Genomic DNA, 17046 nt, shown 5'->3' on the forward strand with positions numbered 1-17046 from the left:
AATACAAATCTGGCAGAAATTACTGCAATAAAGAAAATAAATTAAAAAATAAAAAGAAAAGATTAAATTGAGTTTAATTAGCGGACGGCTGTTGACAACTATGCTTTAAAATAGTATATTTATAATTGTATTATTGCGAGAAATAAACATCCTGTTTCTCGTGTGATCAATTTTAATGGACTCTTTTAATCGCTGTGCTGTTTTAATACTGACGGCGTTATGAATTACATCATAAAAAGGCAGGAGAGAAGATTATGAAAATAACTAATGAAATTTTGTATGTGGGTGTTAATGACCACGATGTGGACCTGTTTGAGGGTCAGTATGTAGTGCCTAACGGTATGTCGTACAATTCTTATCTTATTAAAGACGATAAGATCGCAGTAATGGATACAGTTGATGCGAGCTTTACCCATGAATGGCTTGATAACATTGCTGATGCACTTGAAGGCCGCAAGCCTGATTACCTTATTATTCAGCATATGGAGCCTGACCATTCCGCTAACATTATGAACTTTATGGAAACATATCCAGAGGCTACTATTGTTGCAACTCAGAAAGCATTTGCAATGATGGACTGCTTCTTTGAAAATCTCACTGGTGAGAGAATTATTGCAAAAGAGGGCGACACACTTTCCCTTGGAAAACACGTGCTCACTTTTGTTTTTGCTCCGATGGTTCACTGGCCAGAGGTTATGGTTACATATGATGTAACAGAAAAAGTACTGTTCTCAGCAGACGGCTTCGGAAAATTCGGTGCTTTGGACGCTAACGAGCCTTGGGACGATGAGTCACGCCGTTACTTTATCGGTATCGTAGGCAAATACGGCGCACAGGTACAGGCTCTCCTTAAAAAGGCTGCAGGTCTTGAGATTTCCACAATCTGCCCGCTGCACGGCCCGGTTCTCACAGAAAATCTTGGACATTATCTCAAGCTTTATGATACATGGTCATCTTACAGTGTTGAAACTGACGGTATAGTAATCGCTTATACATCTGTTTATGGTCATACAAAGAAAGCTGTTGAGATTCTTGCAGAAAAACTCAGAACAAAGGGCTGTCCAAATGTTGTTGTTCACGACTTGGCAAGAACAGATATGTCACTTGCAGTTGCAGACGCTTTCAGATATGGCAAGCTTGTTTTGGCTACAACAACATATAACGCAGAAATCTTCCCATTCATGAGAGAGTATATTGACCACCTTACAGAGCGTAATTTCCAGAAGCGCACAATCGGTCTTATCGAAAACGGTTCATGGGCACCTCTTGCCGCTAAGATTATGAAGGGCAAGTTTGAGAAGAGCAAGGACATCACATGGCTTGATACAACAGTTAAGATTAAGTCTGCTGTTAATAAGGAAAACCTTGACCAGCTCGAAGCAATGGCAGAAGAGCTTTGCAAAGACTATATCGCAAGATCAGACGATAAAGCAAACAAGAACGACATGACAGCACTTTTCAAAATCGGTTACGGTCTTTATGTTGTTACATCAAACGACGGCAGAAAGGACAACGGACTTATCGTTAATGCTGTTTCACAGGTTACAGATTCTCCTAACCGTGTAGCTGTTACAATAAATAAGGCTAACTATTCACACCATGTTATTAAGCAGACAGGTAAAATGAACCTCAACTGCCTTTCTGTTGAAGCACCTTTCAAGGTATTTGAAAACTTTGGCTTCCACAGCGGCAGAAGCGTAGATAAGTTTGAAAACTGGGAGTCATACCGTTCAGATAACGGCCTTGTTTTCCTGCCTCACTATATCAATGCTTTCATGTCTTTGGAAGTTGAGCAGTACATTGACCTTGACTCACACGGAATGTTCATCTGCCGTGTAACAGAGGCTCGTGTTATCAATGATAAGGAAACAATGACATATACATATTACCTTGAGAACGTTAAGCCAAAGCCAGAAACAGAGGGCAAAAAAGGCTTTGTATGCAAAATCTGCGGATATGTATATGAGGGAGACGAGCTTCCAGAGGATTTCATTTGCCCGCTTTGCAAACACGGCGCAGCAGATTTTGAGCCAATCGAAAACTAATATGTAATTAGCAAATAAGAATTATTTTGTATAATCGTACCCCGAGAGAGTGAAAACTTTCTCGGGGTGTATATTTTGTGAATTTAGCATTGACAGTAATTAGCCATTTAGCTATAATAGAAAATAGAAAAGAGGTGATAGCATGAGCGAAGATTTTTTTCATGCTTTGGCAAGTCCATACAGACGTGAGATAATAAAGCTTTTAAAATGGAAAAACATGAATGCCGGAGAAATTGCTGAACATTTTGATATATCTCAGCCATCAATTTCAAGACATTTGGATGTTCTAAAACACGCAGAGATTGTCACTTCAGAACGAAAGGGAAATCAGATTATCTATTCTCTTAATCTGTCTGTAATGCAGGAAATGTATATAAAGTTATCAGATCTTTTAAGTTTCGGAGGAGATGAAAAAGTCAATGAAACAAAATAAAATCAGATTGCTTATAATATCTCTCGAATTTGCAGGACTTTTCGCATCACTGGCATTTAGAAATACAATTTTGTCAATGGTACTTTTGGCTGTATGCACAGTATCCTGCATGTTAATATTGTATTTTAATCTGGGAAATCTGACGCCGTCTATTTCCGAAAGCAATCCCAAAATGAAAACATTGAAAAAGGTCACCTTGTTCAATACAGGACTGCTGATTGCCTGCGGAGCTGCCGTATTGCTGGACTATACAGAAATAATATCAATTCCCGTGGAAAACCAAAAATATCTTGCGGCTTTCATCATTATAGTTGTAATAGTTTTTACCGGAAATATGTCTCCTAAGCTGCCTTTCAGCAGACATACGGGACTCAGGCTTCCATGGACAGTTATGGACGAGGAAACCTGGATAGTGGCTCATAGAATTATCGGGTACTTAGCTTTTCCGTTGGTTTTGCTTTATCTCGCAGGAATGTTTATTGTAGAAGATTTTGAAATCCTTACAGGTATAATTGTAGCTTTATGGATTGGAATACCCTCGGTTTACTCCTACATTTTCTATTATAAAAAGACCCACGGCAAACTGTAATACCTTCATACCTCAGCATTGAAAGTCAAGATACTTTTCTCTTATACATATATAATAGGCTCACAGGAGAGGAAGTGAAAAGATGGATTGGATTACAGGTATTCAGCGAGCTATTGACTACATCGAAGAACATATAACCGACAAAATCGACTATGAAGAGGTTGGGAAGTGCGCATACTCATCAAGTTTTCATTTTCAGAGAGTTTTTTCTGTTATATGCGGATATACAGTAGGGGAATATGTGAGAAACCGCCGTTTGTCTTTGGCAGGGGAGGAACTTGCAAATCAAAAATCAAAGATAATTGATGTTGCACTGAAATACGGCTACAGCACACCCGAGAGCTTTTCCCGTGCATTTACCAAGTTTCACGGAGTTATGCCCAATCAGGTAAAAAGCGGTGCAACGCTAAAATCCTTTTCACGCCTTTCCGTAAAACTAACATTGAGCGGAGGTTCTATTATGAATTACAGAATTGAGAAAAAAGAGGCTTTTAATGTAATTTTAAAGAAAAAGCGTTTTGAAAAGCAGGAGGAAATGACAACGGAGAAGATTGCGGATTTTTGGAAAGAGTGTACTCAGGATGGTACAATAGAAAAAATCTGCGGTCATATCTCCAAGAATAACATTTTTAAAAACTGCATTTTGGGAATAAGCTTTGACGATAACAGCAAATATGATTTCCCCTATGGAATAGGAGCGCATTGTGATGAGGATGCAGAAGAGGAAGGCTTTGAAGTGGTAACAATTCCGGAAAACACCTTTGTGGTATTCAAGTGCGTAGGAGTAATGCCGGAGGCATTTAAAAAGGTATATAAATATATCTGTACAGAATTCTTTCCGGCAAGTGAATACCAGCCCTGCGGCATAGAAATAGAAGCTTACCCGTCAGCGGACGTAAAAAATCCCCAATACACCTGCGAAATCTGGATTGCAGTGACTAAAAAATAATTAAATACGCCGAAATCACAGCTTTGTTAGAATGTGATTTCGGCGTTATTTTATTTTGCGGAGAGTCCATCCTGTAAATACTCAAGAAATTTTTCTGCTGATTTTGAGAAGGCTTTGTGTTTTTTCCAGGCAATAATTGTGTCAGCTTTTATTTCAGGCTCCAAAGGTCTGAAACACAGTCGGCTGTTTCCGGTTGTGTTTATAAGTCCATCTATGGCTAAAGCGCAGCCTATTCCTTCATCAACCATTACAGATGCGTTGTATATCAAATTATATGTGCCGATTATATTGAGTTTATCAAAAGAATAACCCAGCCAGCCGGCAAGTTCATTTTGTATGAGAGCTTGTCTTGAACAAAGTATAGGAATTTTAGCTATGTCTTTGGGAGAGATAGTTTTATTTTGGGCAAGGGTACAGTCCTTTCTCATAAGCAGGCCCCATGTATCGAAAGATTTAAGCTTTAAATAGTTGTATTTTTTTAAATCTGTAAGGCCGACAAATACTCCGAAATCTATTAAACCCTTGTCGAGGCGTTCCTCGACATCCTCTCCGTTGCCGCTGAACATGTGAAATCTAATTTGAGGATATTTAATAGTGAGGTTTTTGATTGTTTGGGCGATAAAATGCATAGACTCGGTTTCTCCTCCGCCTATGTAGATTTCTCCGCCCACAATGTCATCCTGCATTTTTATTTCGGACTCGGTTTTATTGGCAAGTTCTACTATTTCAGCGGCACGCTTTTTTAGAAACACTCCTTCCTCGGTGAGGGTTATTTTTCTTTTACCACGAATAAAAAGCTTTTTGCCCAGCTCATCTTCTAAATCCATAAGCTGTTTTGAAAGCGTGGGTTGTGTAATGTGAAGCTTTTCTGCGGCGGCGGTTATATTTTCTTCTCTTGTAACAGCGAGAAAATATTTAAGCACTCTAAGTTCCATATTATCACCTCTATGGGGAAATTATAACTTTTTATTATCATTCCTGTCAACTATGGTAAAGTATAATTTATAAGTATTTGCTATTTTTAAAAATAATAATATAATTATATCATAGAAATAATTTATGGAAGCTTGGTGGGATATATGGATTTAAAGGAATATTTGTCAAGATTAAATTCAGGAGAATATATTAAAGCCGGTTCTCCTGTACATCAGTTTATGCACGGTGTATCTCAGGAGGCTTTAAAACTTACAGCAAAGCTTAACAGCGGCTACCATGATCCGCAGGAGATAAGAGAAATCTTTTCTGAGATTATAGGAAAACCGGTTGATGAAAGTTTTGCAATGTTTCCGCCTTTTTATACTGACTGCGGAAAGAATATTACAATAGGAAAAAATGTGTTTATAAATATGGGATGTAAATTCCAAGACCAGGGCGGCATTTTTATAGACGACGGAGCATTGATAGGTCACAATGTGGTGCTTGCCACATTAAATCACGATATGAATCCGGAGACTAGGCATGATATGATACCAAAGCCTATTCATATAGGGAAAAATGTTTGGATAGGTTCAAATTCCACTATTTTGTCAGGTGTTACAATAGGCGACGGTGCAATAGTAGCCGCCGGAGCAGTGGTGACAAAGGATGTTGAAAAAAATACAGTGGTAGGCGGAGTTCCTGCTAAGTTTATAAAAAAGTGTGACGAATGATTTATTAAGAAAGGTTGATACAAATGAAAAAGGTACTTATTATTTCTACAAGCTTGAGAAGAAACAGCAATTCCGATTATATAGCCAGAGAGTTTGAAAGAGGAGCAAAGGATGCAGGCAATGAGGTTGAATTTATTTCTTTAATAGGAAAGAAAATTGATTTCTGTATTGGCTGTCTTTCCTGCCAATTAACACAGGAATGTGTAATAAAAGATGATGCAAATGAGATTGCTGAAAAGGTAAAAAATGCAGATGTAATTGTTTATGCAACACCGGTTTATTACTACGAAATGTCAGGACAGATGAAAACTCTTATTGACAGAATGAACTGTCTTTTTCCAAGCGATTATAAATTCCGTGATGTTTACCTTTTGGCGGCTTCTGCCGAGGATGAAGAAAGCGCAATGGACGGAGCTGTAAAAGGAGTGCAGGGCTGGGTTGACTGCTTTGAAAAAGCAACCCTTGCCGGGGTAATCAGAGGAACAGGACTTACAGAAACCGGAGAAGCCAAAAAAGATGAAGACGTTTTGAAGAAAGCCTATGAAATGGGAAAAGGTGTTTGATATGAAAAGAGTTTTAATTTTACTTTTAAGCCTTGCAACTGTGTTTTTGTCAGCTTGCTCAGTTTCCGAAAATAGTTTAACAGAAGAATTTTCAACAACAGATAATGTTTTAACAGAAGAAAATACTACTGAAATTCAGTCTGAAGAAATGACAGAAGCAACAGAAAATGAAATGTCCGAAACATCACAGACCGAAATACAATCAAGTGAACCGAATGAAACACAGGGAGATGAAGAAACAATGACTGATATTAAAGTTACAGTTAACGGAAGTGTTTTTAACGCTAAAATATACAATGACTCTCCCTGTGCACAGCAGTTGATGAGTAAATTCCCTCTTACAGTCACCATGAATGAGCTTAACGGAAACGAAAAGTATTACAGATTTTCTGAAAGCTTTCAGTCAAATCCGGAAAATGTGGAAAGTATCAACTCAGGCGATATTATGCTGTATCAGTCGGACTATTTGGTGTTGTTTTATGAAGCACACAATACCTCGTATACATATACAAGAATCGGTTATATAACAGACACCACAGGCTTAAAAGAAGCGGTGGGCACGGGAAATCCTACAGTTACTTTTGAAATAGAATAGTTGCCGCAGTTGATTTTTGAATTTGTATGTAGTATAATCAATACATAAATTGATGATTGGAGTTGAAAAGATGCGTAATTTTTCTTGCTGATTTTTGGTATGTCAGATTTAAGAGGTTTAGCCGCTGTTTTGTCATATCTATTATGCAGGAAAATTATGCCTTTTCAACTTTTCGTTTTAAATAAAGTTTTCGGTTACTTTGTTTTTCTATGGTTGCAAGGGTTATTTTTCCTTGCAGCCATTTTTATTTTAAAGGAGGACAAAGAATGTCGCTGATTGATGTAAAAAATCTCACTTTTTCCTATGACGGAAGTTTTGATAATGTTTTTGAAAATGTTAGTTTTCAAATAGACACTGATTGGAAAATAGGATTTACAGGAAGAAACGGAAGGGGAAAAACCACATTCTTAAAACTTTTGATGGGCAGCTATGAATATACCGGTACAATAAATTCTTCTGTGAATTTTGAATATTTTCCTTTTGAGGTGGAAAACACAGCTCTTAATGGAATAGAGATTGCTGAAAGCTTATATTCAGATTTCATGCTTTGGGAGCTTGAATACGAGCTTAACAAGCTTGAAACAGATAGTGAAATATTGTACAGACCTTTCTCTACACTTTCAAAAGGAGAGCAGACAAAGCTTATGCTTGCGGTTTTGTTTATTAAGGAAAACAGTTTTCTTCTTATTGATGAGCCTACAAATCACTTGGACTTAAAAGGCAGAGAATCTGTGAGCAGATATTTAAAAGGAAAGAAAGGATTTATACTTGTATCCCATGACAGAAAATTTCTTGACGGATGCGTTGACCATATTCTTTCGATTAACAGAAGTGATATCGAAATATTTAAGGGAAATTTTTCTTCCTGGTATGAATACAAGGAGAAACGTGATTTAAAGGAGCTTGCGGAAAATGATAGGCTGAAAAAACAGATAAAAAGCTTTTCGGAAAGTGCCGCAGAAAAATCAGCCTGGTCAAATAAAGTTGAAAATACAAAATACGGCACCAAAAATTCCGGACTGCGGCCTGATCGAGGATTTATTGGTCATAAAGCCGCTAAAATGGCTAAGCGCTCAAAAGCTGTAAAAAGGAACATGGAAAACGCTATTGAAGAAAAATCCAAGCTTTTGAAAAATATAGAAAAAAGTGAGGATTTGAAAATAGAACAGCTTGAATACCACAGCAAAAATCTATTGACATTAAAAGATGTAAGCCTTTATTACGGAGATACAAAAGTGTGCGGGAATATTACTTTCAACGTGGAAAAAGGCGACAGGGTAGCTGTTTTAGGAAAAAACGGAAGCGGTAAATCAACTCTTTTAAAGCTTATAGCTTTTGGAAATATTTCTTATAAAGGCACATTTATAAAGGGAAGTCAACTGAAAATATCGTATGTATCGCAGGACACTTCATTTTTACGAGGAAATTTGAAAAACTTTGCTTTTGAAAATAATATAGATGAAAGTTTGTTTATGGCGATTTTGAGAAAACTTGATTTTTCAAGGGAACAGTTTAATAAAAATCTGGAGAGCTTTAGCCAAGGTCAAAAGAAAAAAGTTTTAATAGCCAAGAGCTTGTGTGAAAAAGCCCATTTTCTTGTATGGGATGAACCGTTGAATTATATTGATGTTATATCAAGAATACAAATAGAAAATTTACTTTTAAATTTTAAACCCACGATTATTTTTGTAGAGCACGACAAGGAATTTTATGACAGTATATCAACAAAGCAGGTGTTCATTTAAACTGATAAGTTGTACTTTTTATATTTATGTGATATTATTTTAAAGGTGAATTATATGGAGTGGACGGAAGAAGTAAAAAATAAGCTTAAAAGGAAAAATCAGATTTTGTTTTCAAAGGACAGCGAATGTTTTAGTGAACTAAAATTTTTAATAGAACAGCAAAACCACAGAGCAATGGCTTTGTGGGCGCTTGAGCTTTCCGAAGAAGCCGTAAGAGTTTTGGAAGAAAAGTATCCGGATGAAACAAGGCCGAGAGAAGCACTAAATGCCTCAAAACTTTGGGCTTTTGGAGAAATACGCATGAGAGAGGCTCAGAGAAAAATCCTTGACTGCCATGGTCTTGCTAAAGAAATAGACTCTTTAGAAGATATAGCGCTTTGTCATGCGGTAGGACAGGGATGCGCAGTTGTCCATACAGCCGGTCATGCTATGGGTTTTCCTATGTATGAGCTTACCGCAATAGTGAGAAAGTACGGAATAGAAACCGCAAAAGAAGCTGTGGAAAACAGAATAATGTACTATGTGGAAAGACTTATATACTGGAGTCAGCAGGAGCCTTCATATAAAGGCAAATGGGCAGATTTTATGCTTAAATAACATAGGTGAAAGCTATGAATATAGAAATAAGAAGGTACAAGACAACAGACTGTGAGAAAACTGCAAAGCTTTTTTATGAAACGGTTCACAGTGTAAATGCAAGGGATTACATAGAAGAACAGCTGGATGTATGGGCTTCTAAGGATATGGACTTAAAAAAATGGAATAAGGTATTTTTGGATAGCTTATCTATAGTTGCTGTGTGTGAAAATATAATTGCAGGTTTTGGAAATATTGATGAAACCGGTTATCTTGACAGGCTTTATGTTCATAAGGATTATCAGGGAAAAGGAATAGGAGAAAAGATTTGCAAAACCTTAGAGGGATTTGTAAAATCTGAAAAAATCAGTGTGTACGCTTCAATAACTGCAAAGCCGTTTTTTGAAAAGCAGGGTTACAGAGTTATCAGAGAAAATACGGTGGAACGCAAAGGTGTTTTGTTAAAAAATTTTTATATGGAAAAGAGGATTTCAATGCTTGCCTATACATATGAAGACAGCGGAAAATTTGTATTAAAGGAAAAACCGGTTCCGGAAATTTTAAATGACCGAGACGCAATAGTAAAGGTCACATTGGGCAGTATTTGTTCCAGTGACATACATATAAAACACGGTTCTGTTCCGAAAGCGGTTAAGGGAATAACCGTGGGACATGAAATGGTTGGAATAGTGGAGGAATTAGGCTCGCAGGTTAAAAACTTAAAAATAGGCGACCGAGTGGCTGTGAATGTTGAAACATTCTGCGGAGATTGTTTTTTCTGTAAAAACGGTTTTGTAAACAATTGCACCGATAAAAACGGCGGATGGGCGTTGGGCTGTAGAATCGACGGAGGACAGGCAGAATATGTGAGAGTTCCTTTTGCCGATACCGGCCTTACAAAAATTCCCGATAACGTGACAGACGAACAGTCACTTTTTACAGGAGATATTTTAGCTACAGGATTTTGGGCGGTAAGGATTGCGGATATTAAGCCTCAGGACACAGTTCTGATTATCGGAGCAGGCCCTACAGGAATTTGCACTATGCTGTGCGCAATGCTAAAAAATCCCGGTAAAATCATTGTTTGTGAAAATGACAGCGGCAGAATAGAATTTATGAAAAAGAACTATCCTCAGGTTATAACAGTAACTCCGGACAAGCTTAAAGATACGGTTATTGAAAACAGCAGTCATGGAGGAGCCGATGTAGTTTTCGAGGTTGCAGGAACAAAGGATACATTTAAAATGGCATGGGAATGTGCAAGACCTAACGCTAATGTTATTATTGTGGCTTTGTATGATGAACCTCAAGTGTTGCCGCTTCCTGATATGTACGGTAAAAATCTTACATTTAAAACAGGCGGAGTGGACGGATGCGACTGCGAAGAAATACTCAGTTTAATAGAACAGGGTAAAATAGACACAACACCCCTTATTACACACACTTACAGCTTAAAAGATATTGAAAAAGCCTACGAGCTGTTTGAGAATAAAAAAGACGGAGTTATGAAAGTGGCGATAAAACCATAAAGGAAGAGATGAAATGACAGAAAGAAAAACAATACAGGTTGTGGCGGCATTGATATATGATCCGAGCACTGAGAAAATCATGATTTGCCAAAGACCTGAAAATAAAGACAGAGGACTTTTATGGGAGTTTCCCGGAGGAAAAGTAGAAAAAGGTGAAAGCAAGGAACAAGCCTTAATTAGAGAGTGTTTAGAGGAACTTTCAGTTGAAATTCTTCCTAAGGAAATTTATGCTTCCTTAGTACACGATTACCCGGATATAAAGATTGAGCTTACACTGTTTAAGGCGGTAATAGTTTCCGGAGAGCCTAAAAAGCTGGAACACAATGATATAAAATGGGTTTATCCATGGGAAGCGACAAAATATGATTTTTGTCCGGCGGATAAGGAGATATTGGAAAGACTTAAAAGGGAAAATATAAAATAATTTGTAGAAAAACAGTAAATGGTATAAATTTTCTCGAAAAACCTGTTTCAAATATGTCTGTAATATGGTATAATAATAATTACGACTGATAGAAATGAGGAACTTTATGAGAAAAATTATTGGTTTGTGGAACAGAGTAAGTCTTGTAAAGAGGATAATAGTCGGTTTGATTATCGGTATACTTTTAGGACTGTTTTTCCCTCAGCTTACTTTTTTATCCACTCTCGGAGATTTATTTGTAGGTGCACTGAAAGCTGTAGCGCCGCTTTTGGTGCTATTCTTAGTTATGAGTGCGCTTTCCAGAAACAAGCAGGGCAAAAAGACAAATATGAAGAGAATTATTTTCCTTTATATTCTTGGAACCCTCATAGCGGGAAGCATCGCAGTTATAGCAAGCTTTATTTTCCCGATACAGCTAAAACTTGGGGAAACAGCCTCAAGTGTCGCTCCGCCGGGGGGAATTAACGAGGTTTTGAAGACTTTGCTTATGAACATAGTATCAAACCCCGTTGACGCCTTGGTAAATGCAAACTACATTGGAATACTGACGTGGGCAGTGCTTTTGGGAATTGCTTTGAAGAAAGCTTCTCAGGGTACAAAGAATGCCATCGAGAACATAGCCGACGCCCTTTCACAGATAGTAAAATGGGTAATCAGTTTGGCTCCTTTCGGTGTTATGGGACTTGTTTTTAACACCATTTCAACTCAGGGAATAGGTTCTCTTGTAGATTACGGAAAGCTCATAGCTTTGTTGGTTGGTGTTATGGCTTTTATCGCTTTGGTGGTAAACCCCATAATTGTATTTATAGGAATAAGAAAGAATCCTTATCCGTTGGTTTTCAAATGTCTTAAAGACAGCGGAATTACAGCGTTCTTTACAAGAAGCTCTGCTGCAAACATTCCTGTAAATATGAAGCTGTGCGAGGAGCTTGAACTTGACGAGGATACATACGCTGTATCAATCCCACTTGGCGCCACAATAAATATGGGCGGCGCAGCTGTTACAATTTCAGTTTTGACACTTGCTGCTGCAAATACCTTGGGAATAAATGTTGATATAGGCTCTGCGATTATACTCAGTATTCTTTCAGCTGTAAGCGCCTGCGGAGCTTCCGGAGTTGCCGGAGGTTCACTGCTGCTGGTTCCCCTTGCATGCAGTCTTTTCGGAATACCAAACGATATTGCAATGCAGGTTGTTGGAGCAGGCTTTGTAGTTGGAGTAATTCAGGACTCCTGCGAAACAGCTTTGAATTCTTCAACAGATGTTCTTTACACAGCCGTTGCAGAATTGTCCAAAAGAAGAAAAAACACAGAAAAACCTAAAAAATTAAAAAGTGAAAACTAAGATATTTTTATAAGCTACATAAAAGCAGATACATGGATATTGTTCATGTATCTGCTTTTTAATTTACATAATTAAATTATTGTATTGCATATTACACAAAAAAATTACTTATATTTTGGATTGGCGTATTGCATATATAATGTTTTTCATGTTGAATTGTAAAAATTAGAATGTTATAATATTTTTAAGGTACAAGTACAATTATTTGGAATTTTTTTGATTATATTTTTGTTTTTTAAAATTACAAAAAACTTTTAATAAAAAAGGAAATCTGGCTAATATGCTTGTATGCGTGAAAAAACAAATAAAAGGAGGACACAAAATGAAGAAAACACAAAGCAAAGCAACGGAGAAAGTGTGTTTTAAAGGATTTAGCAAACGTATTATAAGTCTGTTGTGTGCGTGGATGCTGTTGGTTACGGCGGCAACGTCTGTTGCGGTTTCCGCAGTTGAAACACCGAACGGAGAAGAACCGTATCTTAAAAACCTTATAATTGATAAGGTTTACGAGCTCACTCCCACAGAAGCTTATCCTGACGGTGTTAAGCCAAACGACACGGGATTTGCTCCAGAGGTAACAAGTTACACAGGAACAGCGTATAATTCGGTAAACTCCATACAGGTTTATCCATTTGCATCATCTGAAGATGCTAAGGTAACTGTTAATGGCGAATCCTTGAACAGCAGTGGCTATGTACAGATGGATGTATCTGATCTTGGCGAACATAACATAGTTGTTAATGTGTCACAGGGAGACAAATCTAAGACCTACACAGTTAATGTAACAAAGGTTAATTCTGACTATCGTGGACGTACAGCTATTGTAAACAATGAAAAGATAATGAATGATCTTTCAGTTGAAACAGCTGTAGGCGACCAGGCAAAGCTTATGGAAATTCTGAAAAAGGATTATCTTGTTATTTTGCCAGAAAGCAGTAAAGCTGATGGTTCATATGTAGACACAAGTGAGTCTTACTGGGAAGTAGAGGCTTCTAAGCTGCCTGACGGACAGGGAACAAAAGCCCCAACAACTCTTTTCACAGTTGATCTCGGTGATGTGTACAGTATAAGCCGTATACGTGCAGCTTTCGGTCCTTCAAATCTTGGCTTGGGACAGAATAAAGTCAAAATATCTGTCAGCGCAGATGGTCAGAAATGGGAAACTCCTGTAACAAAGGGAAATATGTGCACAGGTGTACAGTATCATCAGAATGTTGTAAGATATGAACTCGGTGTATCTTATGATACCCGATACATAAAATTTGAAGTTACAAACTGGCAGTATTCCAACAAAAATCTCCGTATGTATCAGTTTATGATATATACAGATTCAGCTGATGTTCCGGAAAAGCAGCCGGCACCAGAGGGCGGAGATGTCCCTTATGAGCATGAGGAACAGCATCAGTATATAGCAAGCGGTCAGGCAACAGTTATAGAACGTGGTTTACCTATGCTTGGCTGGACTCCAAGTGAGGGATACGGACGTGGAACACCTACAGTAGAAGAGTCAGAGCAGTTTGGCTATGACGGACCGCTTTTCTATGACCCTGATTTTGGAAATTCAGATTATATGCTTTATAATCCTGATTCACTTTGGGGTATTGCAAAGGCTCCTTTCGGCGGCAACAATATGTCAAGTGCCGGCGAGCCTACTGACTTTATTCCGGAATCCATGAAGGATTATATTTATAATGCAATCAGCTTCTGTTTCGGTGACGAGGGATACTACAGCAGAAGTGAAGCTGAAGCTTTCGGAAAATGGTTTGATTGGACACGTGAAAATTATCCGGGAGTTATTCTCCATACAAACCAGTTCCCGAATCAGTGGAATGAGTCAAATCTCCGAGAATATATGGAAATAGCAGAACCTGACATGCTCACATGGGACGACTATTACGGTGACAGTTCTTGGGCTAATCCTTCAAGTATAAACCTTTCTGCTGAGAATGTTCAGAAAGCTGCAGCCCGCAAATTGCTGAACCTTCCAACATGGAATCTTTATCGCAAGCTTGCATCAGGCGGAAATGACGGCACAGGAAGCAAGCCTATAATGTTTGGTCAGTATCTTGATGCATTTGCATTTAACCATTCACAGTCAAATAAGAATTTGGTTGTAAATACATCTTTGATTTCAGGTATGAAATGGCTCAATTTCTTCCGTGTTGAATATCAGTTTGACCGTTCATATTTCTGGGATGAAGACGGAACACCTACCCGTGGACTTTTGGAATGGGGAGAAATTATTGACAGAGTACATGCCATAGATGACCAGCTCACACGTTTGAACAGTGACTGGATTATGGTAAAAGTTGGAGAACTGGGAGCAGATGATTCTGCATCAACAGACGGCTTTAACCGCAGCAATTTTGACGCAGAGGAAAGCCAGCTTAAAAACAAGGAATATGGTCTTAAGGATGTGTCAATGGTAAGCCTTTCCGATACACATGACGGTTTGACCGGAGATGTTCTTTTGGGATATTTTGACACACTGCCGGGTCTTTATGAAAGCGAGATAGCAGAGTACTTTGCAGGTGCAACAGCTCCAAAAGCATTTATGGTAATGAATGGATTGGTAGCAGGACAGGCTGAACGCTACAATCAGTTTAATATTACAGCACGTGAGGCAGGTTCTTCCGATAATACCCGTCAGGAAATCACAATTACAGTTGACCCGTCCTTTATGGGTTATGACTTGTATGAGGTTGATAAGGACAATAACGGAGAACTTAAAAAGGTAGCTGTTGATGAAAACGGACAGTTTACAATAGTATTGGGCGGCGGCGAAGCAAATCTCTATTTCTGGAAGCTTGACGCTAAAGCTACATCAACACCGGCAGCAGCTGAAGGCATGTACGCTTCATTTGCATTTGATAATCACAATGAAACATATTGGCAGCCATCGGCAGAGGCTGAAACATACAGCCTTGAAAACAGCTTTGATAAAAGCCGTTTTGATGAGGTTACAATAACTGAAAAGGGAAATAATATCACATCAATCGCTGTATACTATAAAAATAGTGACAATCAGTGGGTATCTCTGGGAGATATGGCACATGCAGATAGTACATGGACATTTAACTCGGAAGAGCTTGTTAAGACAACAGCCTTAAAGTTTGAGGTTACATCAAATGGTTTACCGGCAATTTATGGCGTTGACAGCAATTTGGAAATCGTTGACCCTAATAAGGTGAATGTAGTTACAGTAAACGACAACACAATGGGTGACGGTTTGTTCCGTTTCGATTATGATTCTTTGTGGTCTTACCGTGAAACAGAGTCCAATAAGTCAGCCGTTACATATTATCCTCTGGAGAATGACGGACACTTCTCCAACTGGACAGGCGCAAAGGCAACATTCAAATTCTATGGAACAAAAGTAGAGCTCAAGCTCAGAAGTGATCAGGCAAGCAACATCAGAGCAAGAGTTGTAGATGAAAACGGCGAAGTTATTACATGGAAAACCGGCTCAGGTGCAAGCCTTATATTTGACGGCTTGGAGCAGGGAGTATATACTCTTGAAATTGAAAAGCTTAACAATAATCAGGCAGGTATTGACGGAGCAACTGTAACATATAAAGGAGAGGTTCCGGAAGATATACTCAATGAATACAATGCAGGAACTAAGGCTGTTCAGATTTATATCAATCAGAATGTAACAGACGAAAATGAAGAAAACAGATTTGAATACACTCCTGCTTTGACAATAAGCAAGCAGATAGGAACAGATAATTCTGGATTTAATGCTGACGCTGATGAGAACAGCAACTGGGTTGAGCATATACAGAATGCAATGTATCAGAATCTGGGATTTGCAAGAACAAAGGCAGACGGCGCAAGCTACACAATTCATTTCAAGGGAACCGGCGTTCAGCTCTACGGCGGAATTACTCCAATGGGAGATACATCAACCAGCGGTCAGTATGGAAAATTGACATTTGAACTTGACGGTGAAGTTGTTGAACCTCAGACAATTGATACTTCAAAGCTTGGAACAAATGGTAAAATTTCCGCACGCATGTGGTATGTTCCAGTTGAGAATGCTAAGGCAAACGAGGAACATACACTTAAAGTTACTGTTACAGGCGGATACAGCCGTATTGACTATGCTGTTGTAGAGCGTATGTGGAAAGACGCACATGTACATTCAGGAACACTTGTAAGCGGTAAGCCTGCGACCTGCACAGAGCCTGGCGTTAAGGATTATTATATTTGCTCATGCGATAAATATTTTAAAGATGCAGAATGCACTGTAGAGATTACAAATCTCGATGAGTGGAAAGTTATTCCTGCAACAGGACATCATTTTGAAGATGGCGTATGCACAGGCTGCGGAGCTGTTCTTGGTGATGTAAATAACAGCGGCTCATTGGAAGTTGCAGATGTAACAGCTATTCAGAGATATATAGTAGGTTCACTTGCAGAAGGCCCAGAGTTTGATAAACTTCTTGCAGATATGAACAATGATGGAACAATATCAATTATTGATGCAACATTGATTCAGATTTCAATATCAAAAAAATAATTCTATCAAGTTATAATCAATAATAAATGAGGCGAAGCCCCTATTGCTTTTAGCAGTAGGGGCTTTTGCTTGTATAATATTG

Annotated in this window: 14 protein-coding genes and 2 pseudogenes; 15 read left to right on the forward strand and 1 reads right to left on the reverse strand. The window is 38.3% G+C overall.

Annotation, left to right across the window (positions count from 1 at the left end):
• Positions 1–254 precede the first annotated feature (254 nt).
• From CGICJO_RS08845 to CGICJO_RS08870, 6 genes and pseudogenes are all read left to right on the forward strand, one after another.
• A pseudogene (locus tag CGICJO_RS08845) lies at positions 255–1403 on the forward strand (FprA family A-type flavoprotein); the annotation flags it as partial.
• A gap of 72 nt (positions 1404–1475) precedes the next feature.
• Positions 1476–1883: pseudogene (locus tag CGICJO_RS08850) on the forward strand (flavin reductase family protein); the annotation flags it as partial.
• A complete protein-coding gene (locus CGICJO_RS08855; RefSeq protein ID WP_486500013.1) occupies positions 1872–2045 on the forward strand; it encodes a rubredoxin-like domain-containing protein in 174 nt (57 codons plus the stop codon). The pseudogene CGICJO_RS08850 and the gene CGICJO_RS08855, both read left to right, overlap by 12 nt.
• Positions 2046–2187: 142 nt before the next feature.
• Positions 2188–2478, forward strand: coding sequence for an autorepressor SdpR family transcription factor (locus tag CGICJO_RS08860; RefSeq protein WP_486498610.1), 291 nt, complete (start codon positions 2188–2190; stop codon positions 2476–2478).
• Positions 2465–3067, forward strand: coding sequence for an SdpI family protein (locus tag CGICJO_RS08865; protein WP_486498611.1), 603 nt, complete (start codon positions 2465–2467; stop codon positions 3065–3067). The genes CGICJO_RS08860 and CGICJO_RS08865 overlap by 14 nt, the downstream gene beginning before the upstream one ends.
• An 82-nt stretch (positions 3068–3149) precedes the next feature.
• Positions 3150–4016: an effector binding domain-containing protein gene (locus CGICJO_RS08870; RefSeq protein ID WP_486498612.1), complete on the forward strand. Its 867-nt coding sequence runs from the start codon at positions 3150–3152 to the stop codon at positions 4014–4016.
• A gap of 50 nt (positions 4017–4066) precedes the next feature.
• On the opposite strand, the gene CGICJO_RS08875 is transcribed toward CGICJO_RS08870, so the two are convergent.
• Complete coding sequence (locus CGICJO_RS08875) at positions 4067–4951, reverse strand: LysR family transcriptional regulator (RefSeq protein ID WP_486498613.1); 885 nt, start codon at positions 4949–4951, stop codon at positions 4067–4069.
• A gap of 144 nt (positions 4952–5095) precedes the next feature.
• On the opposite strand from CGICJO_RS08875, the gene CGICJO_RS08880 reads away from it, so the two are divergent.
• The 9 genes from CGICJO_RS08880 (at position 5096) to CGICJO_RS08920 (ending at position 16964) form a co-directional block, all read left to right on the forward strand.
• The gene (locus CGICJO_RS08880) at positions 5096–5665 is read left to right on the forward strand and encodes a sugar O-acetyltransferase (protein WP_486498614.1); all 570 of its coding nucleotides are present in this window, start codon (positions 5096–5098) and stop codon (positions 5663–5665) included.
• Between the two features lie 23 nt (positions 5666–5688).
• A complete protein-coding gene (locus tag CGICJO_RS08885) occupies positions 5689–6228 on the forward strand; it encodes a flavodoxin family protein (protein WP_486498615.1) in 540 nt (179 codons plus the stop codon).
• Position 6229: 1 nt separating this feature from the next.
• Positions 6230–6823: a cyclophilin-like fold protein gene (locus CGICJO_RS08890; protein WP_486498616.1), complete on the forward strand. Its 594-nt coding sequence runs from the start codon at positions 6230–6232 to the stop codon at positions 6821–6823.
• Between the two features lie 266 nt (positions 6824–7089).
• Complete coding sequence (gene abc-f / locus CGICJO_RS08895) at positions 7090–8568, forward strand: ribosomal protection-like ABC-F family protein (RefSeq protein WP_087375843.1); 1479 nt, start codon at positions 7090–7092, stop codon at positions 8566–8568.
• 54 nt (positions 8569–8622) lie between these two features.
• Positions 8623–9165: a putative immunity protein gene (locus CGICJO_RS08900; RefSeq protein ID WP_486498617.1), complete on the forward strand. Its 543-nt coding sequence runs from the start codon at positions 8623–8625 to the stop codon at positions 9163–9165.
• A gap of 14 nt (positions 9166–9179) precedes the next feature.
• Positions 9180–10673: a GNAT family N-acetyltransferase gene (locus CGICJO_RS08905; RefSeq protein WP_486498618.1), complete on the forward strand. Its 1494-nt coding sequence runs from the start codon at positions 9180–9182 to the stop codon at positions 10671–10673.
• 13 nt (positions 10674–10686) lie between these two features.
• Positions 10687–11097, forward strand: a complete 411-nt coding sequence (locus tag CGICJO_RS08910) for a (deoxy)nucleoside triphosphate pyrophosphohydrolase (RefSeq protein WP_486498619.1) — start codon at positions 10687–10689, stop codon at positions 11095–11097.
• A gap of 106 nt (positions 11098–11203) precedes the next feature.
• Positions 11204–12442 carry a serine/threonine transporter SstT gene (sstT, locus tag CGICJO_RS08915; protein WP_486498620.1) on the forward strand — a complete coding sequence of 413 codons (1239 nt, stop codon included), beginning with the start codon at positions 11204–11206 and terminating at the stop codon, positions 12440–12442.
• Positions 12443–12764: 322 nt separating this feature from the next.
• Complete coding sequence (locus CGICJO_RS08920; protein WP_486498621.1) at positions 12765–16964, forward strand: discoidin domain-containing protein; 4200 nt, start codon at positions 12765–12767, stop codon at positions 16962–16964.
• Positions 16965–17046 lie beyond the last annotated feature (82 nt).

Source organism: Candidatus Limousia pullorum (assembly GCF_057405065.1).

What these genes read in the sequence shown, in the direction of transcription:
- CGICJO_RS08855 (WP_486500013.1), top strand. Translation starts at nt 1,872, where the DNA reads ATGACATATACATATTACCTTGAGAACGTTAAGCCAAAGCCAGAAACA.
- CGICJO_RS08860 (WP_486498610.1), top strand. Translation starts at nt 2,188, where the DNA reads ATGAGCGAAGATTTTTTTCATGCTTTGGCAAGTCCATACAGACGTGAG.
- CGICJO_RS08865 (WP_486498611.1), top strand. Translation starts at nt 2,465, where the DNA reads ATGAAACAAAATAAAATCAGATTGCTTATAATATCTCTCGAATTTGCA.
- CGICJO_RS08870 (WP_486498612.1), top strand. Translation starts at nt 3,150, where the DNA reads ATGGATTGGATTACAGGTATTCAGCGAGCTATTGACTACATCGAAGAA.
- CGICJO_RS08875 (WP_486498613.1), bottom strand. Translation starts at nt 4,951, where the DNA reads ATGGAACTTAGAGTGCTTAAATATTTTCTCGCTGTTACAAGAGAAGAA.
- CGICJO_RS08880 (WP_486498614.1), top strand. Translation starts at nt 5,096, where the DNA reads ATGGATTTAAAGGAATATTTGTCAAGATTAAATTCAGGAGAATATATT.
- CGICJO_RS08885 (WP_486498615.1), top strand. Translation starts at nt 5,689, where the DNA reads ATGAAAAAGGTACTTATTATTTCTACAAGCTTGAGAAGAAACAGCAAT.
- CGICJO_RS08890 (WP_486498616.1), top strand. Translation starts at nt 6,230, where the DNA reads ATGAAAAGAGTTTTAATTTTACTTTTAAGCCTTGCAACTGTGTTTTTG.
- abc-f (WP_087375843.1), top strand. Translation starts at nt 7,090, where the DNA reads ATGTCGCTGATTGATGTAAAAAATCTCACTTTTTCCTATGACGGAAGT.
- CGICJO_RS08900 (WP_486498617.1), top strand. Translation starts at nt 8,623, where the DNA reads ATGGAGTGGACGGAAGAAGTAAAAAATAAGCTTAAAAGGAAAAATCAG.
- CGICJO_RS08905 (WP_486498618.1), top strand. Translation starts at nt 9,180, where the DNA reads ATGAATATAGAAATAAGAAGGTACAAGACAACAGACTGTGAGAAAACT.
- CGICJO_RS08910 (WP_486498619.1), top strand. Translation starts at nt 10,687, where the DNA reads ATGACAGAAAGAAAAACAATACAGGTTGTGGCGGCATTGATATATGAT.
- sstT (WP_486498620.1), top strand. Translation starts at nt 11,204, where the DNA reads ATGAGAAAAATTATTGGTTTGTGGAACAGAGTAAGTCTTGTAAAGAGG.
- CGICJO_RS08920 (WP_486498621.1), top strand. Translation starts at nt 12,765, where the DNA reads ATGAAGAAAACACAAAGCAAAGCAACGGAGAAAGTGTGTTTTAAAGGA.